Origin of the sequence: Rhodococcus sp. 06-156-4 (genome assembly GCF_002259345.1) — a bacterium.
Taxonomy (GTDB): Bacteria; Actinomycetota; Actinomycetes; order Mycobacteriales; family Mycobacteriaceae; genus Rhodococcoides; species Rhodococcoides fascians_E.
On the sequence record NZ_NPGB01000003.1, the window covers coordinates 194,008 to 216,950 of the forward strand.

Here is a 22,943-nt window from a genome sequence, read left to right on the forward strand (position 1 = left end):
GATAACCAGGAAATAACATCGCGATAACGGCTCTTCGGGGATCGGTCGCGGTAGCTCGCCGGCCGAGACGGAGCGCGTCGGTCACGTCGGAGTATCGGTCACCGTTGTACTGACCTCGCTGACGGCGGCGACGAATTCGACGGCGATCGAACGAAGACGGCGATTGGTGTTCTGAGACCGAGTGGACAGGATGTCGAAAGCCTGGTCGGGTCCGATGCGATGCAGAGCCATCAGGATCCCTTTCGCCTGCTCTATCGGGGCCCGATGTTCCATAGCGGTACGCAGGCCGTCCACGGTGTCCTGGGCGGCGCCGATCCGCGCGAAGTCGCCGACGGCGGATCCGATCGCGGCGGTCAATGCCGCCAGCAGGGATCGATCGATATCGTCGAAAGCATGCGCGGTGCGGCTGTAGAGGTTGACGGCACCGAACGTCACCTGCGCCGACGAGATGGGTTCGGCGACAATCGAATGCACACCTGCAGCGCGGGCGGTCGGCCCGAAGTTCGGCCATCGCTGGTCGATCACGTCGCAGTCCGCGACCACTGTTTCCGGCGTGCGAGCAGCGGTCAGGCACGGCCCGGAATCGAGGTCGTACTGCTCGAGGTCGATAGCCATCGTCGAGTCGTCGGTCGAGCACGCAGTGAAGCTTCGGCCGTCGACGTCGATGGTGACACTGGCGTGGTCGACGTCCCCGATGTGCTCGCATGCTGCTGCGACGAGCCGGTCGAGGGTTTCGAGGACATGGTCGTCGTCGCGAATGGAGTCACCGATCGAAGCGACCACCGCCCCGAAGCGAGCGGCAGCCGCGCGGGTTGCGTCGTCGGCGGCAGCGAGGCTCTCGCCCTCCGCCGTGCTGGCATCAGTGACCACAGAATCCTTCACCAACAGATTCGACCACACGATCATCCGGAACCGGAATCGAATGCGCCGCCGATGCTCGACTTACCGCAGGGGGGCCAGGTTTGGGTACGCGGCAGTCGTGGCATCCGAGCTGCCGGTACCCCGCTACACGGACGTACCGCGGCGCGGGGCGCTGTCAAGAAACCGGCAGCGCCCCGCGCCACCCCCACACAGGCACTTCCGCTTGGTCTACGCCGCCCCGACAACCTCGAAGCGAGCGGTCGGTGGATACGCATCGTCCTCGAACGGGACTTCGATACGCTGCTCGACGAAATCTGCCGGCGCACACTCGTACGGGCCCTCGGGCCACATGACCGGATCGCTCATTTCGACTGCGTCTCGATCGACCGTCGACCGTCGGAGGTACCGGCACTGATCTGGACCTTCCGCGGTTTGGCGCGCTCGGCCAGCGGGATCGTCACCGACAGGACCCCGTTGTCGTAGGACGCGGAAATACGCTCGGAGTCGACGCCGTCACCCAGCGCGAGCTGGCGACGATACGTGCCGGCGAAACGTTCCGAGGAAATCCACTGCACCCCATCGGTATCGGGTGCAGTGCGATGTGCTGTCAGCGTGAGGGTTCCGCGGTCGACATCGACATCGATCGAACCCGGATCCACCCCGGGAAGATCCGCCGACAGAACGTAGTGATCGTCGAGTTTGTACAGGTCCATCGGCATGAACCGTGGCGCACGATCGGAACCGCTCGACGTCCCCAGCATGGCCGAGGTAATGGAATCGAGGTCACGGAACGGATCGAAGCGAAGCACAGCAACCACCTCCATCAACTCCAGATGCACCCGCCCCTGTAGCGGGCTGCTCTTGACTGTGCGATACAGAAATTAGCACTCTCACCATCCGAGTGCCAAGATGGTTGTGCACAATTCTTCGAAAAATTTTCGAGGCAGGCACCGTCTCACGAGGACGGCCGATGATGCTGCGCGAGAACCGCATCGGGCAGCACGCGACACACGAAGGAGCACACGCAATGACGCTGACGGCCGACAGGAACAATCCCGAGCGAACCGCCGGCGGACCAGAGGATCGGCGGTGGTGGAACCGACGAGCATTCGACCGCCGCGAGAACACCGACTCAGCGCTGATGATCGGCGCACTGTCCATCGTGTGCTTCTGGACCCCAGGCTTCGGAGTCGCGCTCGGCATCCTCGCTCTCGGCGCCGCGCTCTGGGCCGACCGCAGCCCGATCCTCTCGGGACCTCCCGCATCACGCACCGACGCTGCCCTCGCCTACGGCGCCGGCGCCCTCGGCATCATCCTGGGAATCGGATTCCTGACAATGGTTCTCTGGTAGCCATCGGCCCGCCGAATGTACTACTGACCCCAGAGCACACAACTACCGACAATCAGCGGAATCCCGCAGATCCGCATCGATACCGTGCACTGGGGTCACCTACACCGGGGCCGACGCACCTCCGACCGTCGTCACCGGACGAACTTCTGCTCCCACTGCTGTTGAAAGGCAGCAAGTGCGTCCGGCGTCAGAGCTGCTGTGTCCGGCATCGGGATGTCCTGTGCCCGGGCCACCGCGCCTGGAACATCGGGAAGAGCGCTCGCATACCCCTTCGACAGGGCGACCTGACCTGCCTTCGAGACCATGAAATCTGCGAGCACCTGGGCTGCGTTCGGATGAGGTGCCGCCGACAAGACGTGCGAGTACCAGGGTGTTCCCCACGCGGGGTCGGGCAAGGCCCAACCGACCGGCGCCCCGGCTTCGATTTCACGGACGAGCGGCTGCACCATCGGTGAGGCCACGATCTCACCGGACGTGAGAGCCTGTGCGACAGCCAGAGCGCCCGGATAGATTCTCGGTTCGAGCGCGGCCAAGCGAGCGTCGAAGTCACCGCCTGCCCAGTTCTTGTCGAAGAACTGATACTGATCGACAACGGCTGCAAAACCGGACGGATTGGTCACTCCGATGCGTCCGGTCAGAGCCGGGTCGAGAATGTCCTCCGGTGACTGTAGGCCCGCCGGCAACGCATCCGAGTTCCAGCCCAGCGTGAACACGGCTGCGCTCGTCAGAAACAACCGGTCTCCCAGCACACTTCGGTCCCGCTCGTAAGCGGGATCGTCGAACGCAGGCCCCCGGAAAGCCGTCGAGAAGTCACCCGATTCCGCGGCTGCAGAGATCCACGCGGGGTCGGACGACATGTGCACGTCGGCAGTTCCTCGACCTGTTCGGTTCTCGGTCTCGACGCGCGGATTCAGCTCGACGTCGGACCCGCGGGTGAACTCGAGCTGGATGTGTGGGTACTGCTCGTGGAAGGCAACTTTCAACGCCTCCAAGTTCTCGGGGTGTTGCGTCGAATACAGGTGGACACTGCCCTCCTCGTTGGCCGCAGCGACGATATCGTCCCAACTACCGTCCACCGGTCCGGATGCCTCCGTCTTGCCGCAGGATGTCCCCACGACCGCGAGGCACACCAGTGCTGCCGACAACACAACTCGTGTCGAGCTTTTCATCGATCCTGCCCTTCGTCCGGGGCAACGCCCCCGTTGTATGTTCGACACGCCTACAGCTCGGCGCCCGTGCGATAGCCCTCGGCGATCGCATGTCCGATCCGTCGCGGCGTGATGCAGTCGCCGATGATGCTGACGGTCTCGCTGCGTTCGAGGCCCCATGACGACACGGCGACACGGGGTCCGTGCCACACGACAGCAACGTCCTCGCAAGCCACGTCACCGGTTCCGAAGAGCGGACGCAGTATCACGGGAGAGGCCGCGTCGTCGGGTATCACGAGAGTGTGAGCGATCTTGAAATCGACTCCACCATCGCCTAGTCGGGCAAGTAACGGACCTGCACTCTCCGCGGGAACTCGCGAGGCGAGCGACGTCAGCGAGGTAGCCAACGTGACGTCCCATCCCCGCTGCGTCAGTGCCTCGCATGCACTGTAGGCCGGCCAGAATCCGTCGCCGTCGTCGTACACGACGACTCTGCCTGCGGTGTCGGCAATCCTGCCCAGCAGAACGTCGTCGACCGTGTAGGCAGATCGAGTTCGGAGGGTCGGGGGCAGCTCCGCCGGACCTGAGCCGACAGCGACCACGACGTGATCGGCTGCGGAACGAAGGTCGGCGAGGTCGTCGAAGTCTATTCTGGCCGAGAGGTTCACCTCGACCTTCGATCTCCGCAGTTCCCGTTCGAGATAATCGACGATGTCGATCAACGTCGCACGACGAGGAGCCGACGCAGCCACACGCACGGACCCTCCGAGAACACTGTCCTTTTCGAAGACCGTCACTCGGTGCCCTCTGCCTGCCGCGATTCGAGCAGTTTCCATACCGGCCGGACCTCCGCCGATCACGAAGACCTCCTTGGCCCTGGCGGCACGTCGGCCGACCGCGACGTGTCGCCCACGCCCCACCTCAGCGTTGACGGCACAGTGCAGATGTGGGTCGAATGCCCTGCAATCCTGATTGATCCCGAGACATCCGCGAACCTCGTCGAGTCGTCCTGTTCGCGACTTGTTCGGGAGTTCGGGGTCCGCTATCAGCGCCCTGGCCATGCCTACCATGTCCGCATGCCCGGACTTGATGGCGTGTTCGGCCGTACCCGCGTCTCGTATTCGCTGGCCGACGAGTGTCGGTTTCCCGGTAGCTGCTCGCACCCGCGAGGCCGACGGGATCGCAACGGCGTCTTCACCGGTCGAGTCCTTCACATACTTGCCGCGTGTGCCGTGCGTGATGCTGAAATAATCGATGCCCAGCGCGGCGAGGTCCTCCGCTATACGCACGCAGTCTTCGATGCCCATTCCACCGGGGATCTCTTCTTCACCGCTCAGCCTGACCCCGAGGACGGCTCCAGCGGGAAGCTCCGACTGCATCGCGTCGATCACCAGGCGAGTGAAGCGCATTCGAGCGTCGAACGATCCCCCGAAGCTGTCCGATCGCCGATTGGTCAGCGGTGACATGAACTGAGCGGGCAGATATCCGTGCGCCGCATGAAGTTCGACACCGTCGACACCGGCAAGGACAAGATTTCGAGTCGAGATCCGCCAGCCCTCGACGATGTCCTCGATCTCCGCGACCGTCAATTCATGTGGTGGATAGGCGTCGCGCACCGTCTTGATCGCCGACGGCGCCGACGGCGGGGCGTCCGACTCACCCCCGATGAACTCGCGGCCGAGATGACACAGTTGGCCGACGAATTTCGCCCCATGACGATGAACGACTGCCACTTTGGCCGCGGTGGCAGGAACGATCTCGTCCCGGTACGCCTCGATCAGCTTTCTCGATCGCAACGTAGTGGTGGAATGGACGACGGTCGCGCCCCCGATGATCATTCCCACTCCTCCCGCGGCCAGGCGCTCGAAGTGGTCTGCATCCCCGTGCGTCGGTACACCGTCGACCGCCATCGAAGTGCCGGCAGGCAACGCGACCAGCCGGTTCTTCGATGTGATCTCGCCGATCCGGATCGGCGAGAAGAGGTGTGGGAAGTCGACGCTCATGCCGGCTCAGACCCCGAACGTCTTCGCCCCAGCGCTCGCCGAGTCCGCCAAGGACTTCGGCGGCTCGAAATGAGGGCCGTACCGTGTGGCCAACTCACGCGCACGATCGACGAATCCTGCGATACCACCGTCGTACTGCTCGATGTACCTGATGACACCGCCCGTCCATGCCGGGAATCCGATACCGAGCAACGACCCGATGTTGGCATCCGGTACCGACGTCAGAACGCCCTCGTCGAAGCATTTGACCGCTTCGATCGCCTCGGCGAAGAGCATTCGCTCCTGCATGTCGGCCATGGAGATCTCCGTCGCTCCGGACGAGAACGCGTCACGCACCCCTGGCCAGATCCCGGTCCGTTTGCCCGCTTCGTCGTAGGAGTAGAAGCCGCCACCACCCGAGCGTCCTGGCCTCGAGAGCTTCTCGACCATCGTGTCCATGACTGCGTTCGAACCATGCTGCGGTACCGGCTTCCCGGACTCGATCAGTACTCGCTCGTTCTCCTTGCGGATTTTCTGGGACAGCGTCAGCGTCAGCTCGTCCATCAGCTGCAATGGCGGTGCGGGATACCCTGCCTGCGCACCTGCCTGCTCGACGAATGTCGGGTTGATTCCTTCGCCCACCGCAGCCATCGCCTCGTCGAGGAAAGCTCCGATCACTCGGGAGGTGAAGAATCCTCGGCTGTCGTTCACCACGATCGGCGTCTTACGGATTTGCCGCACGAAATCGATGACCTTGGCCAAGGTGGCATCCGACGTCCTCGCCCCGCGCACGATCTCCACGAGAGGCATCTTGTCGACCGGTGAGAAGAAGTGGATTCCGATGAAGTCCTCGCCGCGCTGGACGCCGTCGGCGAGTACCCCGATGGGCAGTTGCGAGGTGTTGGTACCGAGCACCGCGTCGGGTTCGACGACGTCCTCGATGTCCTGGAAGACCGAGTGTTTCACCTCCACCGACTCGAATGCCGCCTCGACGACCATGTCCACACCCGTGAAGTCGGCCGCGTCGGCGGTAGGAGTGATTCGAGCCAGCAACTTCTCGGATTGCGCTGCCGTGGTCGTTCCGCGCGCGAGCGCCTTGCCCTCGAGTTTCTCCGCATAACCCTTGCCGCGCTCGGCCATCGCGATGTCGACGTCTTTCAAGACCACGTCGATGCCGGACTTCGCGCACACGTAGGCGATGGCCGAACCCATCATGCCCGCACCGACCACTCCGACCTTCGTCGCCGCGAACGTCGGATAGCCGTCCGGCCGGGATCGACCTCGGTCGATGGCTTCGCGATCGAAGAAGAACGCGCCGATCATGTTCTGCGCCACCCGGTCGGTCACCAGAGACACGAAGTAACGCGTCTCGATTCGATCGGCGGTGTCGACATCGACGTACGCGCCTTCGACAGCTGCAGCGACGACAGCACGAGGTGCCGGTGCGGGCGACCCCTTGGTCTGCGTCCGTAGCATGCTCGTCAGCACGAGCAGGTTCTGCGCAACGGTCGGGTCGGTCGGAGCTCCACCCGGAATCGTGTACCCCTTCCGGTCCCAGGGCTGGGTCGCGTCGGGTTCACTCGCGATCCACGCTTTCGCAGCTGGGATCAGATCTGCAGCGGAATCGACTGTCTCGTCGATCAATCCGAGCTTCAGAGCGTCCGCGGCCGACTTACGTGAGCCTTTCAACAGCACCTCGGGGAGTGCGGCATACAGACCCATCAAGCGGACCGTCCGGGTGATCCCACCGCCACCGGGCAGGAGCCCGAGGGTGACTTCCGGCAGTCCGACCTGCACCGGGCGTGCATCGACGGCAATGCGACGGTGCGTGTGCAATGCGATCTCGAAACCCCCGCCCAACGCCGCGCCGGCAATCGCCGACACCACCGGCTTGCCCAGCGTCTCCAATCGACGCAACACATCCTTGATGCCGTCGATCCGACGCGTCAACGCTTCAGCGACCTCGACCTTGCTCTTCCCCGAGTGGCCCGCAGTCATGTCCTCGAGGTCACCGCCTGCGAAGAAGGACTTCTTTGCCGAGGTCAGTACGACGCCGGTGATCGAATCCTTCTCCGCTTCCAGCCTGTCGACGGTCGCTTCCATCGACGCGATGTAGAGATCGTTCATCGTGTTGGCGCCCTTGTTCGGGTCGTCCATGGTGAGAACCACGATGCCGTCGGAGTCCTGTGTCCACTCGATCATGTTGTCCGCCATAGTCATTCCTCAGACTCGCTCGATAATGGTGGCGACGCCCATGCCGCCGCCGATGCACAGCGTCATCAATCCGTAGCGTCCGCCAGTTCGTTCGAGCTCGTCCAGCACGGTGCCGACGAGCATCGCACCGGTTGCGCCCAATGGATGCCCCATAGCGATCGCGCCCCCGTTGGCGTTGGTCTTCTCGTGCGGGATGTCCAGGTCTTTCATCCACTTGAGCACCACGGACGCGAACGCTTCGTTGAGTTCGAACACGTCGATATCGGCGACGGTCAGACCCGCCTTCTTCAGCACCTTTTCGGTCGCTGGTGTCGGACCGGTCAGCATGATCGTCGGCTCGCTCCCCACCTGCGCCGTCGCGACGATCCGCGCGCGTGGAACCAGTCCTGCCCTCTCGCCCGCCGCGGCGCTTCCGACGAGCACGACGGCGGCACCGTCGACGATGCCCGACGAGTTCCCGCCCGTGTGTACGTGGTCGATCCGCCCGATGTCGGTGTATTTCTGCAGCGCGACGTCGTCGAATCCGGTCGCCGCGGCCATCGCCTCGAACGCCGGCTTCAACCGACCGAGACTCTCCGCAGTACTACCGGGGCGACGGTGCTCGTCGTGATCGAGCAGAATCACACCGTTGATGTCCTTGACCGGGACAACCGATTTTGCGAAATATCCTGCACTCCATGCGGCTTCCGCTCGTGCCTGCGATTCGGCTGCATATCGATCGACGTCCTCGCGAGTGAAACCTTCGACGGTCGCGATCAGATCTGCACCGATACCCTGAGGAACGACGTGCAGATCGTAGGTGGTCGTAGGGTCCGCGAACAGGGCTCCGCCGTCGCTTCCCATGGGCACCCGTGACATCGATTCCACACCACCGGCAACGACCAGATCGTCCCAGCCCGATGCCACCTTCTGCGCCGCAAGATTGACTGCTTCCAGACCCGACGCGCAGAAACGGTTGATCTGGGTCCCCGGCACCGACTCCGGGAGGCCGGCGACCAGTGCGGCTGCGCGCGAAATCACGGCGCCCTGCTCACCGACCGGGGATACGACGCCCAACACGACGTCGTCGATGTCGGCGGGGTTCATCTCCGGGAACCGGACGCGCAGTTCGCGTATCAGGCCGGCGACGAGATCGACCGGTTTGACACCGTGCAGAGCACCGCGTCGTTGTTTGCCCCGAGGGGTACGGATGGCCTCGAAGACCAAAACGTGCTCTGTCACAAGGTGTCCTTTCGCGCGACCGATGCCGCAGCGGGTGATCAGTCGAAGGAGATTTCCGGGGTTCGGGCGATCAGTAGTCGCTGGACCTTGCCGTCGTCGGCGATCCGTGCACTCGCATTGAACGATGCTTCGAAGGTGCCGCCGCGGGTGGTGCGCCCGAGCACGAGTTCCACCCCGTCGACGCTCACGCCCCTGTCGATGACGTGGATCAACGTGCTCTTCTCGCGCTGCGCCAGGTACCCGATCAAGCCCTCTCGGTCACCGACGAATTCGGCGGACGCGCCGCCGCCCTTGGAGAATTGCACGGACATGCGGAAGTCTGCGGTGATCATGCCCAGCACTCGATCCGGGTCGTCCGAATCCATGTATTCGAACCACCGTGCGAGAGTCGGTGTCGAAGGTGTCGTCGTGTCCATCAATTGTCTTCCTGGGTCGAATCGGTTGGGAGAAGCGCGAACTCTGCGTCGAACGAAACCTGGTAGCGGTCGATCAGGCCGTCGGGGCCGACGTGCACGACGCCGACGAAGTGGCCAGTGACCCGGCCACCGTCGGTCACCGCGCCGTACGCGAATTGGACGCCGGTATCGGCTGCCGAACGCAGAATTCTGTGTTTTCTGTCCACCGGCGGGCGTCCGCGCAAATAGTCGAGCATGGCTGCGCGGCCTGACTTCTTGTTGACGCCCGTCGGCAACACCATGGCGAATTCGACGTCTTCGGCGAGCATCGCGACCGCGTCGTCGAGGCGACCGGAGTCGAGCGTCGCGTAGTAATCGAGAATCGTCAGCTTCATGAAGTGAACTTAGTTCAATTTAACCCTGTCTGTCGAGACCCGATCGCGCTACGGTCTGAATATAAATTGAATTCGATTCAGATGGAGTTGGTATGACAACACGGACATCCGGCGAGGTGCCATGGCCCCGTTCCGAGCCCGCCGCACTCACCCCGGGCGACGAGCAAGCGGGGATTCGGGACGCCGTTCGCGGGCTCCTCACCAAGCATTCGACCATCGAGCAGGTGCGACAGAGCTCCGAGACACAGCTCGGATACTCACGCGAACTGTGGTCGCGACTCGTGGACGACATGTCGGTGACGACGCTGGCGGCGCAGGAGACGGCCGGCGGCCTCGGTTACGGCATGGTCGAGATGGGCATCATTCTCGAAGAATGCGGGCGCGCGCTGGTCTCGGAACCCGTCTACACATCGGCGGTACTGGGAGTTCATGCGCTCGTGCACGCCCCCGAACCCGCCGCAGACCTGTCGAGGCGAGTGCTCGACGGTTCCGCGGTGGTCTCGGTCAGCACGTCATCGACCGACCCGGAGCGTCTCCGCGCCCGAGCCGCCGAATCGGGATGGACGCTCGATGGTCACGCAGCCGCAGTCGTCGGTGCCGCCGAGGCCGACATCGTCGTCGTATCGGCTCGCTACGACGACGGAGTCGGCGTTTTCGCGATCGAGGCCGGGCCACACCTCGAGGCGCGACAGCGCACCGTACTCGATCCGACGCGGCGCCAGGCCGACCTCACGTTCTCGACAGCGCCTGCGCGTCTGCTCGCGTCGGACCGCGACAGCTCGACATTCCTGAACGGCGTGCGCGACATCGCCACACTCGCGCTTGCACACGAGAACACCGGCATCATCGACGCGCTACTCGACATGACGACCCGGTACGTGACCACGCGTCACCAATTCGGCCGTCCGATCGGCTCGTTTCAAGCAATCAAGCACCGATTGGCCGACGTACTGACCGCGCTGGAGCGCGCGCGGTCTGCCGCCCGTTATGCAGCTGCCGTGCACGACGAGAACCCTGAAGATGCGCGGCTCGCGATCGCTGTGGCAGGCGCTGTCTGCACCGACGCGGTCGTTCACGCCGCCCATGAGGCGGTGCAGCTACACGGTGGCATCGGGTTCACCTGGGAACACCCGGCACACTCCTACTTCCGGCGAGCGCTGGGGAACGAAGCGCTGCAGGGCGATTCGCGGAGTCATCGCGCACGCATCGCCGATCTCATCGCGATCTGAAGGATTTCGGCTCGACTCCGCGTCAGCTATTGACGGTGACGAAGGCAATAGCTAATACTGAAGTGAATCCAGTTCAAGTTCGAACGAAAGGCACCACCATGATCGACACCGATCACATTCTGTTGGAGAAGGACGGCGAGGTCGCTCGCGTCTGGCTGAACCGCCCGCACAAGAAGAACGCCGTCACAGTCGAGCTTCTCCACCGCCTGGACGAGATCATCGTCGAGGTGGACAACGATCCGAACTTGAAGGTCCTCGTTCTGCGCGGTGTCGAGAACCAGTTCTGCTCCGGCTTCGACCTCGACGAGTTGCTGTCGGACTTCGTCGGCTCCACCAATGCCATGGATGTCGCGGTTCTGTCCGCGAAGGTCTGCGACCGCCTCTACTCGATGAACACTCCTTCGGTGGCAGTTCTCGAAGGCTATGTCACCGCCGGTGGGTTCGAACTGATGATCTCGTGCGATTTCGCGGTCGCCTCCGATGACGCCAAGATCGGTGACTTCCACATTCGCCGTGCATTGTTCGGTGGTGCAGGTCCCATCTACCGGTTGCCCCGCATGATCGGAGTTCGCAAGACCAAAGAACTGATGCTGACCGGAAAGCTGTTGAGCGGCAAGGAAGCAGTCGATTTCGATCTCATCAATGCGTCGGCTCCGGCCGAGGGTCTCGATCAGCTGGTGTCGGACTTCATCGCACCGCTCGTCGACAAGAGCCCGTTCATGATGAAGCTGACCAAGATGTGCATCGACCGCGGACTCGACGCGGACATCCAATCTCTCATGGTCATGGAACATCTCGCAGTCGGCAATGCTCTGCAGTCCGAGGACGGACGAGAGGGTGTCACCGCCTTCCTCGAGAAGCGTGAACCCAAGTGGGTAGGTCGCTGACCGCTTTCCGGTTCGACCACTACCCGAAGGGATGAAGATGGACAGCACGGCGTGGGGCGCACTGGAAGGAAGCAAGTGCACGGAATGCGGCACCGTCGCCTTCCCTGCCAGCTCGATGTGCAGTAAGTGCGCCACCCCCACTGCGGTTCCGGTGACCTTGAGCAGAACGGGAACCGTGTGGGCGTACACAGTGCAGCGTTTCGCACCGAAGTCCCCACCGTATGTCCCTCCACCCGAAGGGTTTCGGCCGTTCGCTGTCGGTTACGTGGAACTCCCCGACGGCATCAAGGTCGAAGCGATACTCGATTGCGAGGACTTCGACGAACTGGACGAGGCACCGGTGGAACTGGTCTCCACTTCACCGGTGCCCCGCTTCGCGGTGTCTCGGCACTCGCAGTCAGGAGTGATGCTATGACACAGAATGTTTCGATCATCGGTGCCGGACTCTCGAAGTTCGGCAGACAGCCCGGAGTCAGCGGCCGCCAGATGGCCGTCACGGCGATCGGCACAGCATTGCAGGACGCAGGTGTGCGGTGGCCCGACATTCAGGTGGCCTTCGGGGGCAGCGATGGATCGGGTCTTGCCGACACACTCGTCGCTGAACTCGGTTTCACCGGGATCCCGTTCACCAACGTCAAGAACGGATGCGCGACGGGCGGCAGTGCGCTCTTCTCGGCCGTCAACGCAGTTCGATCCGGGTCCGCCGATATAGCGCTGGCCGTGGGATTCGACAAACACCCGCGCGGCGCATTCGATCCCAAGCCCGCCGAATGGGGCCTTCCCGACGGGTACGGCGAGGCCGGATTGATGGTCACTACTCAATTTTTCGGCGCGAAGATATCGCGATACATGCGGCGCCACGGCATCTCACCGGACACGCTTGCACGCGTCGCCGCCAAGGCGTACCGCAACGGAGCGCTCAACCCCAATGCTTGGCGTCGAGAGGCAATGGACGTCGAGTCCATTGCCGATGCCGACATGGTGAACGATCCACTCACCCGGTACATGTTCTGTTCGCCCGGCGAGGGTGCAGCTGCCATCGTCGTCGCGAGCGCCGAGGCCGTCGCCCGTCTCGGTGGGCGCCCCGTGGGTCTGCGCGCAATCGCGCATCGGACGCGGCAGTTCGGGTCCTTCGAGGTCTTCAGCCCGTCCGTTCAGGGCACGGGCGAGCCGACGAGCGTGAGCGCCGACGCAGCCGCGGCCGCCTTCGAACTGGCGGGCATAGGCCCCGAGGACGTCGATATCGCGCAAGTGCAGGACACGGAGAGTGGTGCCGAGATCATGCACATGGCCGAGTGCGGGTTCTGCAAGCCAGGGGAACAGGAAGCGATGATCGCAGGCGGAGAGACCGAGATCGGCGGCAGGCTCCCCATCAACACCGACGGTGGATGTATCGCGAACGGTGAGCCGATCGGCGCCTCCGGATTGCGGCAGGTGCACGAGATCGTGACCCAGCTACGTGGGGAAGCCGGCGAGCGGCAGGTCCCGAACAACCCTCGCGTCGGATTCACCCACGTGTACGGCGCGCCCGGAATCAGCGCCTGCACCGTGTTGACGGTGTGAAACTCTCTCTCGAGTACAAGGAATCAGCAAAAGTGACGTCACAGACGCTTCCCGACATCGCCCAATTCACGACCGACGCGCTCCGGTGGCTGGGCACCGTGGCACAGCCACGGACCGAGGCCGTGTGGGGAGAAGGCACCGATTCGGTGGCCGTGTTCGAGAACTGGACCGCGCAACAGGAGCGCGAACACACCGACGAGATCTCGCGGTACGAGAAGGCCAAGTTCGACGCGGGATGGGGCGCGATCAACTCCCCCGGCGAGTTCGGTGGACGAGATCTGCCCATGTCCTACGTACTGGCGTTCCGCCGTGTCGAAGATGCTTTCGATATTCCCCGCCGCACCGAGATGTTCTCGGTGACACAGCAATTGGTCGCACCGACGGTGCAGCAGTGGGGAACCGACGACCAGAAGGACAGATTCGTGCGCGCATTCTTGCGCACCGATCGCATTGCGTGTCAGCTCTTCTCCGAGACCGAAGCAGGATCGGACCTGGCCGCGGTTCGCACGCGTGCATCGCAGGCAGCCGACGGCGTCTGGACGATCGACGGTCACAAGGTCTGGACGTCCGGAGCGCGTGTCGCCGATTTCGGAGTGGCGCTGTGCCGCACGGATTCCAGTGTGGCCAAACACGCGGGTCTGACCATGTTCCTCGTGCCGATGAATGCTCCGGGCGTCACCATCACGCCTATTCAGCAGATGACAGGTGGGTCCTCGTTCAACGAGGTCTATCTGGACGGCGTCGAACTCGACGATTCGTATCGTCTAGGGCCCGTCGGGAAGGGATGGCCGGTGGCGCTCACCGTGCTCGCCGCCGAACGGCTCGACGGCGGCAATCTCGGTCTTGCCAACGCCGACCAGGCCGTCGCGCTCGCCGGAAACCTCGGACGGCCGCTGACCGAGATCGAACGTGACGCCGTCGCCGACCTGGTCACCCGAAGCTACGTTCAACGTATCGCTGCGATGCGTGTCGCGGGGGCAGTGGCCGAAGGCAAAGATCCAGGTCCGGAAGCGTCGCTCGGGAAGTTGCTCGCCACCGACACGATGGCCAAGACGTCCTCCGTCGTCCGGCTGCTTCTCGGACCGGACCTCACGTCCGACTCCGGCCGCTGGGGAACCTTCGCCTGGTCCGAGCATCTTCTGGGTGCGCCCGGCTATCGGATTGCCGGCGGTACGGACGAAATTCAGCACAACATCATCGCCGAGCGCGTCCTCGGCCTACCCCGGGAGCCGAGGCCATGACGGAATCACCACTCGAACTTCGCGTCGCTGCCGTCCTTGCCGAACGAGGGATCACGCTGAGCGACTTCGAGACGCTGCCGGGCGGCCACTCGGGGTTGACCTATCGCGCACACACGTCGGATGGCGACATCGTGATCAAAGCCGTCCCCGACGGTCAGAAGTCGATCGGCCGCCACGACATGCTTCGCCAGGCCGCGATCCTCGGTGCGCTGGCAGACGCCGACGTCCCTGTGCCGCGGATCATCGCAGTCGACCGGACGGAGCCCGCGTGGTTTGCCATGGAGCTCATCGAGGGTCAGTCGCTGGAACCGGTACTCGACGATCCTGCCGTCGATCCCGCGGTTGCATCTTCCCGGATGCTTCGCGCGGCCGAGGTACTCCCCCGACTGCACGCCGTCGACCTCTCCACGCTCCCCGGTGCCGACGCTCCGTTGTCTCCTGCCGATGAACTCGAACGGTGGGCACGCACGTTGGGCGCCGTGCCGACCGAACTGGTCGTCGGCGGTGAAGATCTGTTGAACCTGCTCAGGGCCGACATCCCCGAACCCGTCGAACCTGTTCTCGTGCACGGTGATTACCGACTCGGCAATATCATTTCCTGCGGAAACGAGCCGGCGGCGTTGATCGATTGGGAGATCTGGAGCATAGGGGATCCGCGCGTCGAGCTCGGTTGGTTCCTCGTGTTCGCCGATGGCACCAACTTCCCCGGTGTCGGCCGCGAAGTCCCCGGCTTGCCGAGCACCGACGCCTTGATCTCCGCGTACACCGGCCCAACGCGCACACTGCCCGACATGGCGTGGTTCGACGCGCTCGGGCGGCTCAAGATGGCGGCGATCATGGGACACAATCTGCGCCGACACCGCGAGGGCCGACACATCGACCCGGACCAGGAAAAGCTGCCCGCGACCATCGACAGGTTGATCGGCACCGGCACCGCCCTGCTCCAGCCCTGAACCTGCTCCGACGCCGATGCCACCACCTACCACAGGAGCCGACACATATGGACTTCGCCTACTCCGCACGCACCGAGGAGCTACTCGGCACGCTGGAAACCTTCATGAACGATCACGTCTACCCGGCAGAGAAGGTGTACGACGATCAGATTGCTGCGAACGACAATCCGCACGAGCAACCACAGATCATGCGCGATCTGCAATCTCGCGCACGTGAACTCGGACTGTGGAATCTGTTCATGACGCACGACGGCCTCGGGGCCGGTCTGACGAACCTCGAATATGCACCGCTTGCCGAGGTCGTCGGGCGCTCGATCATCGGCAACGAAGCGATCAACTGCTCCGCCCCGGACACGGGAAACATGGAGATTCTTGCCATGTACGGAACCGAAGAGCAGAAGCAGCAATGGCTGAAACCACTGCTGGACTGCAGCATTCGCTCGGCGTTCGCGATGACCGAGCCTGCCGTCGCGAGTTCCGACGCCACCAACATCACGTCCACGATTGTTCGCGACGGTGAGGAGTACGTGCTCGACGGTCGCAAGTGGTACACCTCGGGCGTGCTCGACCCGGACTGCAAGCTGATGATCTTCATGGGTAAGTCCGATCCGGAAGGCCCGACGTACCGGCAGCAGAGCATGATTCTGGTGCCGATGGACACCCCCGGTGTCGAGGTACTGCGTGACCTACCGATGTTCGGCTTCCAGGACCGCCTCGGTCACGGAGAAGTGCAGTTCACCGATGTGCGCGTGCCGGCGTCGAACATGCTCGGCGCCGAGGGCGACGGATTCACGATTGCACAGGGTCGACTGGGCCCGGGGCGTATGCATTACGCCATGCGCGCCATCGGAATGGCCGAGCGCGCACTGGAAATGATGTGTCGACGTGCTGTCCAACGTGAAGCATTCGGCGGCCCGCTGGCCGATCGAGGAGTGGTGCGGGAATGGATCGCTCGCAGCCGTGTCGAGATCGACCAGATCCGGCTACTGGTGTTGAAGTCGGCGTGGCTGATGGACACTCGCGGCAATGCCTCGGCACGTTCGGAAGTCGCGGCGATCAAGGTGGCGGCCATGGAGGTCGCACACAACGTGGTCGACCGCGCGGTTCAGGTGCACGGAGCAGCGGGAGTCAGCAACGACACGGTTCTCGCCCGCCTGTACGCCATCACCCGTGCCCTGCAGATCGCCGACGGCCCCAACGAAGTACACCTGCGAACTATCGCCCGACTCGAAATGAAGAAATACGCATGAGCACAACACTGTTGACGGGCAAGGTTGCACTTGTCACCGGTGCGAGCCGAGGGCTGGGACTCGCCATCGCCCGAGGCCTGCGCGACGCGGGCGCTACCGTCGTCCTGTCGAGTCGCAAACTGGACGCATGCGAGGCCGCGGTGTCCTCTCTGGGTGATACCGGTCCGGGAACGCTGCACCCGTACGCGTTGCACGTCGGGCACTGGGACACCATCGAACCCGCCGTCGACGACATCATCACGCAGTTCGGCAGACTCGACATCGTCGTCAACAACGCCGGAATCGCCCCCCTTGCCGAGAATCTTGCCTCGGTGACGGAGGGATTGTGGGACAAGACCATCGAGGTCAATCTCAAAGGCCCGTTCCGGTTGATGGCGGTGGCAGGACAACGGATGGCTGCGTCCGGTGGCGGTTCCATCGTGAACATCTCCAGCATCGGTGCAGAACGACCGAGCCCACCCGAGGCAATGTACGCCGCGGCGAAGAACGGCCTGAACGCTCTGACGAGGGCGTTCGCGCAGGAATATGCGCCCTCGGTGCGAGTCAACTGCATCATGCCAGGCGGGTTCGCCACCGATATGTCGGAGAACTGGGACGACGAATTCATCGGAAAGATCGTCGACCGCCTTCCCGCGGGCAGGCTCGGGCGGCCCGACGAGATCGCCGGGCTCGTCGTCCATCTGGCCTCGGACGGAGCCGGCTACACGACCGGTGCGTTGATCCCTGTCGACGGTGGCCGCACCGCAGTCTACTGACACTGCGACACAGAAGGAATTTCGCTGATGGACAACATGTTCGGTCTCACCGACCGCGTCGCCGTCGTTACCGGAGCATCGTCGGGTCTGGGTCTCGGATTCGCTCGTACGCTGGCCGAAGCCGGGGCGACGGTCTACGCCGCCGCCCGACGTCTGGATCGGCTGGAAGCCCTCGCGGCCGAGGTACCCGGCATCGTCCCGGTCGAGTGCGATGTCACCCACGACGCGGACCGGCGAGCCCTGGTCGATCGGTGTTTCGCACAGTCCGGGCGGCTGGATGTTCTGGTCAACAATGCAGGAAAGCCCGGCCCGCCCAACGCCGAGGACGAGACGTTGGACGGGTTTCAGTCCGTCCTCGAGGTCAACATGATCGCCGGTTTCCACCTCGCAACGTGTGCCGCCAGCAGAATCCCACAGGACGCGACGGCGTCGTTCGTCAACGTCTCCTCGGTCATCGGACTGGTGTCCACAGCCCCGATCGGCGGCGCGAGCTATGCCGCGTCGAAGGCAGGCACGCTCGGATTGACCCGCGAACTCGCCGGTCAGTGGGGTCGGCGAGGCATTCGGGTGAACGCAGTCGTTCCGGGATGGTTCGATACGGAGATGACCGACGGCCTGTTCGCCAACGACAAGTCGGCCGGTTGGGTGCGACGCAACACGATGCTCGGGCGTGGAGGCGCCGATGGCGAGATCGACGGCGCGGTGCTGTTCCTGGCGTCGGACGCGTCGTCGTACATGACGGGGCAAACGCTGATCGTCGACGGCGGCTGGACGGCTCGTTGATGTTGGCCGTCCAACTCACCGAGTGGGGCATGCATCCGGAGTTCCGCACGGTCCCCGACCCCGAGCCGACCGGCGACCAACTCGTCCTTCGTGTGGATGCAGCCGGACTGTGCCGATCCGATCTGCATGTCATGGATTCGTCGTCCTCCCGATTTGCATATTCCTTGCCGTTCACGCTCGGGCACGAGGTGGCGGGAACCGTGGTCGCGGCAGGCGAGACGGCCGACGACAGTTGGGTCGGGCAGCGGGTGCTCGTCCACGGCCTCTGGGGATGCGGCACGTGCCGACAGTGCGAGCGCGGTAATCAGAACTACTGCCACGCGCTGGCACCGTCGGACGACGGACTGCTCTCGCCCATCGGAGGCGGTCTCGGCCGCGACGGAGGACTGGCCGAGTTCATGATCGTCCCGTCCGCCGACGTCCTCGTGCCCATCGGTTCACTCGACCCGGTCGCGGCGGCACCACTCGCCGACGCTGCATTGACCGCCTACCACGCAATTCGAACGAACGCCGATGTGATCGACCGGCACAGCGTCGTCGTCGTGGTGGGCGTCGGCGGGCTCGGTCACCTGGCCCTTCAGATACTGAGATCGTTCGGCGCCGGCCGGGTTGTCGCAATCGAAACACGGCTCGACACACACGCGCTCGCTGTGCAGCTCGGCGCGCACGACTGCCACGTGTCGTTCTCGGACGCTCATGGCTCGATCGCCGAACTCGGCGGCGCCGATCTGGTACTCGACTTCGTCGGCGCCCCGGACACGGTCGACGCGGGAGCCGAGGCGCTCGCCCCTGGCGGACGATTGGCCGTCGTGGGAAGTGCGGGCGGCAGGCTCACCGTGGGTAAGGACCTGGGGATCTCTGCCGGCTGGCACGTCACCGCGCCGTTCTGGGGGACACGAGACGACCTGCGCGCCGTGGTCGCTCTCGCACAGGACGGCATCCTGCACGCCGAGGTGACGACGTTCCCGTTCTCTGCGGCCCTCGACGGATACCGAGAATTACGCGCGGGTTCCGTCACCGGCCGCGCAGTGATCGACATGACCGCATCGCGATGGAGAGAAGAGACACTACCGTGAAATGGCTTGCAGAACAGATGGTCTCCCGAGCTCAGCAGTCCCCCGAGGACATCGCAGTCGTCGACGAGACGGGTAGCCACACCATCGGCAAGATCGTCGAGGCCGCGCGGTCTCTCGCCGACGCCATCGCCCACGTCGACGCCGGTGCGCCCACTGCGCTCGTTCAAGCGGACAACACGTGGTGCACCGTCGCCTCGGTGCTGGCCATCGGTCTTCGAGGCGGGGTCGTCGCGGTGTTCAGCCCACACGCGACCGAATCGGAGTTTCAGCTGGCGCTCGAAGACATCGCGCCGGACATCGTCGTCGCAGACCCGGACTCGTTGTCGCACTGGGGTGTCACCGACGAGCAGTTCCCGCATTCCAGCTCCGCTTTCGCCGACCACTCCTCGAGAGCTACCGGCCGGCCGTTCTCCGACGTGCAGCGGTGGGACGGCGGCGCCGCGATCGCCATGACCTCCGGCTCCACCGGGCGCCCGAAGTGCGTCGTGCAGTCCGAGGAGGCCATCCGCTACGCATGCACCAGCACGATCGACGCGGTGGGATTGAAGCCAGGTGAAGCGATCGGCGCCTTCGTTCCGCTGTCGTCCGTCGCCGCGTACTGCTTCGGGATGTATCTCCCGGCCCTGCTGGGTGGCCGGATGGTCTCGATCGGCCGGTGGTCGCCGGCCGCAGCGTTGCACGCCGTGAACGATCACCAGGTGGCGTGGACGATGCTGGTGCCGACAATGGCGTTGCAGCTCTCCGTCGCACCCGACTCCAAGGGCGCGCTCGCCCCTATGCGCGCCATGACCGTCGGCGGCGGCCCGATGAACGAACGCGCTCTGGGTGAAGCCGAGCAATGGCTCGACACGAAGTTTCTCCGCGTGTTCGGAATGTCGGAATGTCTCGGACACACCACGCCTGCGTTGGACGATCCACCGTCGATTCGCCTCGGGCGCGATGGACGCCCGTTCCCGGGCACGGTCGTCCGCGCCGTCGATTCGGCCGGGACTCCTCTACCACCGGGCGAGATCGGGGAGGCTCAGGTCGCGGGACCCTCGCTGTACGTCGGGTACGCCCGGCAGGGCAAGCCGGTTCCGGCGCAGCTCACCCCCGACGGGTTTCTCCCGACGGGCGATCTGGTCGAAGTCTTCGACGACGGCTCGATTCGCGTCATGGGACGTCAGAAGCAGATCATCATTCGTGGCGGACGAAACATCGACATCAACGAGATGGAAGCGGCGCTCGCAGCTCTGGACTCCGTCGTACAGGTCTGTGTCGTTCCGGTTCCCGACGACCTGCTCGGTGAGCGAGCCGCGGCGCTCGTCGTCACGGGCGGGGAACCGATCACGTTGAGCGACGTCACCGCACGCTTGGCAGCATCCGCCTTTCCCAAGTTCAAGTGGCCCGAATTCGTGTTCACCGTCGACGATCTGCCGCAGAATCGCGTAGGAAAGCTCTCGCGATCCGATGCAACCGAGATTGCGCGTAAGTTGGCGTCGTTAGCCGACTCGAATTCAGGTCGAGAACTGTAGACTCGTAGGGATCCAAACAACACATCGACAGTGGGGGATCCATGACGGTAGGCACCGGGATTCGGCGCGAGAGCCCGCGATCCAAGCGCACTCGCATCTTGTCCGCGGCCATCGACCACTTCGGCAAGGTGGGTTACGAACACACGAAGTGGGCCTCGATCGCCGACGAGGTCGGTATCGGCCAAACGGCTTTGTACCACTACTTCGAGTCCAAAGGGCACTGCCTGCTCACCATCATGCGTCTCGAACTGGCCGACAGCGCGGAACGGTTCTCTGCAGCAACGCAGGACACCAGCGACCCGGAAACGGCGTTGCGCGCAGCAGTCACTGCATCACTGGCAGCTACGCCGATCGACGCGTTGCAGCGTCGCATACTCCAGAATCACATGGATCTGCTCGCCACCGAGCGACAGTCGGCCAAAGAGGAAGCCGAGCGACTGCAGTGCCGCGAGCTGGTTCATTCGATCGAGGTCGACTGGACGTCGCTCATCGCCGACGGCATGGAGTCGGGCCAGTTCACGAAGTCCGATCCGAACATGCAGGCCCGGCTCGTACTTGCCTTGATCGTCAGCGTCTGGCGGTGGTACCGCCCGGACGGCACGCTCACGATCGACGAGATCGTCGAGATCGTCACGGACGCCGTGATCCGAATCGTACGGAAGTAGTCCGTGTTCCGGGCTGCAGATCAGGCCTCGCTGCCAAGTCAAACCAAACAGAATTCAAGTTGGGAGAATAAATGTACAACCTTGTACTCGTAGCCGCACGTCCGCCCGAGTGGACGCACGATCAGTTCATCACGTGGTGGCGAGGCGAACACGCCGATGTCACCTATCCACTGCCGGGCCTACTTCGGTGGCAGCACACAGAATTGGTGGAGGCATTTGGAGCACCATCCGAGGGCTGGGACGGCCTGTCGGTGCTGAGTTTCGAGTCTCGCGAGGCGCTGGAAGCAGCGTTGGCGAGCCCGGAGTGGAAGGCAGCGGTGGAACACGTCGGGACCATGCGGGGCCGCCGCATGATGTGGTACGGCGACGAAAAAACCATGCTCCCCCTGCAGGCAGCGCAGCAGGAGCCGTGATGACGTCGTCCTGGACCGAAGCCGGGTGCTTCCCGATCGACGACGGGATTTTCCGCATTCCGCTGCAGATGCCCCAGGACGGCCTGCGAGCGATCAACGTGTACGCACTCGAAACGAGTCGCGGAATCGCATTGATCGACGGTGGTTGGCATCGAGCCACGACGCACGACGAGTTGTCCGATGCGCTGTCGCACATCGGTCGTCAGCCGTCCGACATCCACGACGTCTACGTGACTCACGTCCACCGAGACCACTACACGTTCGCGGTGGAGTTGCGTCGACGGTACGGATCTCGCGTTCACCTGGGTTCGGCGGAAGCACCCGGCATCGCGGCCATCAACGACCTGCGAAGCAACGTTCCAGTGAGCTCGATCCGAGAATTGCACCGCGCCGGCGCCGACGGCATCGCGGACATCGCTCGACAGGCCGCCCTGGCCGAACCGTTCGATGTAGCCGAGTGGGAGCAACCGGATGCCTGGCTGACAGCAGGCCCACTCGACATTCCAGGCCTGCACATCGAAGCCGTGCACACGCCTGGCCATACCAAGGGACACATGGTCTTTCATGATCTCGACCGCGACGTCACGTTCACGGGCGATCACGTCCTGCCGACCATCACCCCGTCCATCGGATTCGAGCTCGGCGACTGGGACCTCCCACTGGCGCGATACATGACTTCCCTGACGATGATGCTCGACGATGCCGATCGGACCATGTTGCCCTCTCACGGTCTTACGGGCGGAAGTGTGCACCGACGATGCCGCGAGCTGCTCGCCCACCACGAACTCAGGCTGGCGGACACGAGAGCCGTCGTCGCCGGCCACGGCCCGAGCTCGGGAGTGGATGTCGCAGCGGGCCTGACGTGGACCCGCCGAAATCGGTCGTTCGACGAACTCGACGATTTCAACAAAATGGTGGCCACCTGCGAAACCCTTGCGCATCTGGACGTCCTGGTCTCCCAAGACGTCCTGTCCGTTCGTACGGAATGCGGAGTGGACATCTTCGACGTCGGCCGCTGAAGACATCCACTCCGCTTCGCGTCAGGCC

General features: G+C 64.0%; 24 protein-coding genes. 15 read left to right on the forward strand and 9 right to left on the reverse strand.

What is annotated here, in order from left to right:
* Positions 1–81: 81 nt before the first annotated feature.
* The 3 genes from CH290_RS01125 to CH290_RS01130 form a co-directional block, all read right to left on the reverse strand.
* Positions 82–870 (reverse strand): ANTAR domain-containing response regulator, encoded by a 789-nt coding sequence (locus tag CH290_RS01125; RefSeq protein ID WP_249277798.1) that lies wholly within the window; start codon positions 868–870, stop codon positions 82–84.
* A 219-nt stretch (positions 871–1,089) separates the two neighbouring features.
* Complete coding sequence (locus CH290_RS30110; RefSeq protein WP_019663789.1) at positions 1,090–1,227, reverse strand: hypothetical protein; 138 nt, start codon at positions 1,225–1,227, stop codon at positions 1,090–1,092.
* Entirely contained in the window at positions 1,224–1,670 is a 447-nt protein-coding gene (locus CH290_RS01130) for an Hsp20/alpha crystallin family protein (protein ID WP_026347557.1), read from the reverse strand. The genes CH290_RS30110 and CH290_RS01130 overlap by 4 nt, the downstream gene beginning before the upstream one ends.
* Before the next feature lie 218 nt (positions 1,671–1,888).
* On the opposite strand from CH290_RS01130, the gene CH290_RS01135 reads away from it, so the two are divergent.
* Entirely contained in the window at positions 1,889–2,212 is a 324-nt protein-coding gene (locus CH290_RS01135; RefSeq protein WP_230620969.1) for a hypothetical protein, read from the forward strand.
* Between the two features lie 131 nt (positions 2,213–2,343).
* On the opposite strand, the gene CH290_RS01140 is transcribed toward CH290_RS01135, so the two are convergent.
* From CH290_RS01140 to CH290_RS01165, 6 genes are read right to left on the reverse strand one after another with little or no spacing between them, the layout of a single operon-like run.
* Complete coding sequence (locus tag CH290_RS01140) at positions 2,344–3,381, reverse strand: ABC transporter substrate-binding protein (RefSeq protein ID WP_080748711.1); 1,038 nt, start codon at positions 3,379–3,381, stop codon at positions 2,344–2,346.
* Positions 3,382–3,431: 50 nt separating this feature from the next.
* Positions 3,432–5,363 carry an oxidoreductase gene (locus tag CH290_RS01145; RefSeq protein WP_033189188.1) on the reverse strand — a complete coding sequence of 644 codons (1,932 nt, stop codon included), beginning with the start codon at positions 5,361–5,363 and terminating at the stop codon, positions 3,432–3,434.
* Positions 5,364–5,369: 6 nt separating this feature from the next.
* Positions 5,370–7,556: a 3-hydroxyacyl-CoA dehydrogenase NAD-binding domain-containing protein gene (locus CH290_RS01150; protein WP_033189187.1), complete on the reverse strand. Its 2,187-nt coding sequence runs from the start codon at positions 7,554–7,556 to the stop codon at positions 5,370–5,372.
* A gap of 9 nt (positions 7,557–7,565) precedes the next feature.
* Positions 7,566–8,777 (reverse strand): acetyl-CoA C-acetyltransferase, encoded by a 1,212-nt coding sequence (locus CH290_RS01155; protein WP_033189186.1) that lies wholly within the window; start codon positions 8,775–8,777, stop codon positions 7,566–7,568.
* Positions 8,778–8,815: 38 nt separating this feature from the next.
* Complete coding sequence (locus tag CH290_RS01160; protein WP_033189185.1) at positions 8,816–9,193, reverse strand: hypothetical protein; 378 nt, start codon at positions 9,191–9,193, stop codon at positions 8,816–8,818.
* Complete coding sequence (locus CH290_RS01165) at positions 9,193–9,567, reverse strand: nuclear transport factor 2 family protein (RefSeq protein WP_033189184.1); 375 nt, start codon at positions 9,565–9,567, stop codon at positions 9,193–9,195. Before CH290_RS01165 ends, CH290_RS01160 begins: the two co-directional genes overlap by 1 nt.
* A 92-nt stretch (positions 9,568–9,659) precedes the next feature.
* Here CH290_RS01165 and CH290_RS01170 point away from each other — a divergent pair, with 92 nt between their 5' ends.
* The 14 genes from CH290_RS01170 (at position 9,660) to CH290_RS01235 (ending at position 22,915) form a co-directional block, all read left to right on the forward strand.
* Positions 9,660–10,796, forward strand: a complete 1,137-nt coding sequence (locus CH290_RS01170; RefSeq protein WP_033189183.1) for an acyl-CoA dehydrogenase family protein — start codon at positions 9,660–9,662, stop codon at positions 10,794–10,796.
* 98 nt (positions 10,797–10,894) lie between these two features.
* Complete coding sequence (locus CH290_RS01175) at positions 10,895–11,683, forward strand: enoyl-CoA hydratase/isomerase family protein (protein ID WP_033189182.1); 789 nt, start codon at positions 10,895–10,897, stop codon at positions 11,681–11,683.
* 37 nt (positions 11,684–11,720) lie between these two features.
* On the forward strand, positions 11,721–12,098 hold the full coding sequence (locus tag CH290_RS01180) for a Zn-ribbon domain-containing OB-fold protein (RefSeq protein WP_371828582.1): 378 nt from the start codon (positions 11,721–11,723) through the stop codon (positions 12,096–12,098).
* Positions 12,095–13,246, forward strand: coding sequence for a thiolase family protein (locus CH290_RS01185; protein WP_033189180.1), 1,152 nt, complete (start codon positions 12,095–12,097; stop codon positions 13,244–13,246). The genes CH290_RS01180 and CH290_RS01185 overlap by 4 nt, the downstream gene beginning before the upstream one ends.
* Before the next feature lie 32 nt (positions 13,247–13,278).
* Positions 13,279–14,487: an acyl-CoA dehydrogenase family protein gene (locus CH290_RS01190; RefSeq protein ID WP_033189179.1), complete on the forward strand. Its 1,209-nt coding sequence runs from the start codon at positions 13,279–13,281 to the stop codon at positions 14,485–14,487.
* Positions 14,484–15,440, forward strand: coding sequence for a phosphotransferase family protein (locus CH290_RS01195; RefSeq protein WP_033189178.1), 957 nt, complete (start codon positions 14,484–14,486; stop codon positions 15,438–15,440). Before CH290_RS01190 ends, CH290_RS01195 begins: the two co-directional genes overlap by 4 nt.
* A gap of 47 nt (positions 15,441–15,487) precedes the next feature.
* A complete protein-coding gene (locus CH290_RS01200; RefSeq protein WP_033189177.1) occupies positions 15,488–16,690 on the forward strand; it encodes an acyl-CoA dehydrogenase family protein in 1,203 nt (400 codons plus the stop codon).
* Positions 16,687–17,445, forward strand: a complete 759-nt coding sequence (locus CH290_RS01205; protein WP_033189176.1) for an SDR family NAD(P)-dependent oxidoreductase — start codon at positions 16,687–16,689, stop codon at positions 17,443–17,445. The genes CH290_RS01200 and CH290_RS01205 overlap by 4 nt, the downstream gene beginning before the upstream one ends.
* 27 nt (positions 17,446–17,472) lie before the next feature.
* Positions 17,473–18,228, forward strand: a complete 756-nt coding sequence (locus CH290_RS01210; protein WP_033189175.1) for an SDR family NAD(P)-dependent oxidoreductase — start codon at positions 17,473–17,475, stop codon at positions 18,226–18,228.
* Positions 18,228–19,304 (forward strand): alcohol dehydrogenase catalytic domain-containing protein, encoded by a 1,077-nt coding sequence (locus CH290_RS01215; protein WP_052083143.1) that lies wholly within the window; start codon positions 18,228–18,230, stop codon positions 19,302–19,304. Before CH290_RS01210 ends, CH290_RS01215 begins: the two co-directional genes overlap by 1 nt.
* A 17-nt stretch (positions 19,305–19,321) precedes the next feature.
* Positions 19,322–20,818 carry a class I adenylate-forming enzyme family protein gene (locus CH290_RS01220; protein ID WP_230621004.1) on the forward strand — a complete coding sequence of 499 codons (1,497 nt, stop codon included), beginning with the start codon at positions 19,322–19,324 and terminating at the stop codon, positions 20,816–20,818.
* A gap of 41 nt (positions 20,819–20,859) precedes the next feature.
* Complete coding sequence (locus tag CH290_RS01225) at positions 20,860–21,483, forward strand: TetR/AcrR family transcriptional regulator (RefSeq protein WP_033189173.1); 624 nt, start codon at positions 20,860–20,862, stop codon at positions 21,481–21,483.
* A 71-nt stretch (positions 21,484–21,554) separates the two neighbouring features.
* A complete protein-coding gene (locus CH290_RS01230; protein ID WP_033189172.1) occupies positions 21,555–21,896 on the forward strand; it encodes an EthD domain-containing protein in 342 nt (113 codons plus the stop codon).
* Positions 21,896–22,915 carry an MBL fold metallo-hydrolase gene (locus tag CH290_RS01235; RefSeq protein WP_033189171.1) on the forward strand — a complete coding sequence of 340 codons (1,020 nt, stop codon included), beginning with the start codon at positions 21,896–21,898 and terminating at the stop codon, positions 22,913–22,915. Before CH290_RS01230 ends, CH290_RS01235 begins: the two co-directional genes overlap by 1 nt.
* Positions 22,916–22,943 lie beyond the last annotated feature (28 nt).

What these genes read in the sequence shown, in the direction of transcription:
- CH290_RS30110 (WP_019663789.1), bottom strand. Translation starts at nt 1,227, where the DNA reads ATGAGCGATCCGGTCATGTGGCCCGAGGGCCCGTACGAGTGTGCGCCG.
- CH290_RS01135 (WP_230620969.1), top strand. Translation starts at nt 1,889, where the DNA reads ATGACGCTGACGGCCGACAGGAACAATCCCGAGCGAACCGCCGGCGGA.
- CH290_RS01140 (WP_080748711.1), bottom strand. Translation starts at nt 3,381, where the DNA reads ATGAAAAGCTCGACACGAGTTGTGTTGTCGGCAGCACTGGTGTGCCTC.
- CH290_RS01145 (WP_033189188.1), bottom strand. Translation starts at nt 5,363, where the DNA reads ATGAGCGTCGACTTCCCACACCTCTTCTCGCCGATCCGGATCGGCGAG.
- CH290_RS01150 (WP_033189187.1), bottom strand. Translation starts at nt 7,556, where the DNA reads ATGGCGGACAACATGATCGAGTGGACACAGGACTCCGACGGCATCGTG.
- CH290_RS01160 (WP_033189185.1), bottom strand. Translation starts at nt 9,193, where the DNA reads ATGGACACGACGACACCTTCGACACCGACTCTCGCACGGTGGTTCGAA.
- CH290_RS01165 (WP_033189184.1), bottom strand. Translation starts at nt 9,567, where the DNA reads ATGAAGCTGACGATTCTCGATTACTACGCGACGCTCGACTCCGGTCGC.
- CH290_RS01170 (WP_033189183.1), top strand. Translation starts at nt 9,660, where the DNA reads ATGACAACACGGACATCCGGCGAGGTGCCATGGCCCCGTTCCGAGCCC.
- CH290_RS01175 (WP_033189182.1), top strand. Translation starts at nt 10,895, where the DNA reads ATGATCGACACCGATCACATTCTGTTGGAGAAGGACGGCGAGGTCGCT.
- CH290_RS01180 (WP_371828582.1), top strand. Translation starts at nt 11,721, where the DNA reads ATGGACAGCACGGCGTGGGGCGCACTGGAAGGAAGCAAGTGCACGGAA.
- CH290_RS01185 (WP_033189180.1), top strand. Translation starts at nt 12,095, where the DNA reads ATGACACAGAATGTTTCGATCATCGGTGCCGGACTCTCGAAGTTCGGC.
- CH290_RS01195 (WP_033189178.1), top strand. Translation starts at nt 14,484, where the DNA reads ATGACGGAATCACCACTCGAACTTCGCGTCGCTGCCGTCCTTGCCGAA.
- CH290_RS01200 (WP_033189177.1), top strand. Translation starts at nt 15,488, where the DNA reads ATGGACTTCGCCTACTCCGCACGCACCGAGGAGCTACTCGGCACGCTG.
- CH290_RS01205 (WP_033189176.1), top strand. Translation starts at nt 16,687, where the DNA reads ATGAGCACAACACTGTTGACGGGCAAGGTTGCACTTGTCACCGGTGCG.
- CH290_RS01210 (WP_033189175.1), top strand. Translation starts at nt 17,473, where the DNA reads ATGGACAACATGTTCGGTCTCACCGACCGCGTCGCCGTCGTTACCGGA.
- CH290_RS01215 (WP_052083143.1), top strand. Translation starts at nt 18,228, where the DNA reads ATGTTGGCCGTCCAACTCACCGAGTGGGGCATGCATCCGGAGTTCCGC.
- CH290_RS01220 (WP_230621004.1), top strand. Translation starts at nt 19,322, where the DNA reads ATGGTCTCCCGAGCTCAGCAGTCCCCCGAGGACATCGCAGTCGTCGAC.
- CH290_RS01225 (WP_033189173.1), top strand. Translation starts at nt 20,860, where the DNA reads ATGACGGTAGGCACCGGGATTCGGCGCGAGAGCCCGCGATCCAAGCGC.
- CH290_RS01230 (WP_033189172.1), top strand. Translation starts at nt 21,555, where the DNA reads ATGTACAACCTTGTACTCGTAGCCGCACGTCCGCCCGAGTGGACGCAC.
- CH290_RS01235 (WP_033189171.1), top strand. Translation starts at nt 21,896, where the DNA reads ATGACGTCGTCCTGGACCGAAGCCGGGTGCTTCCCGATCGACGACGGG.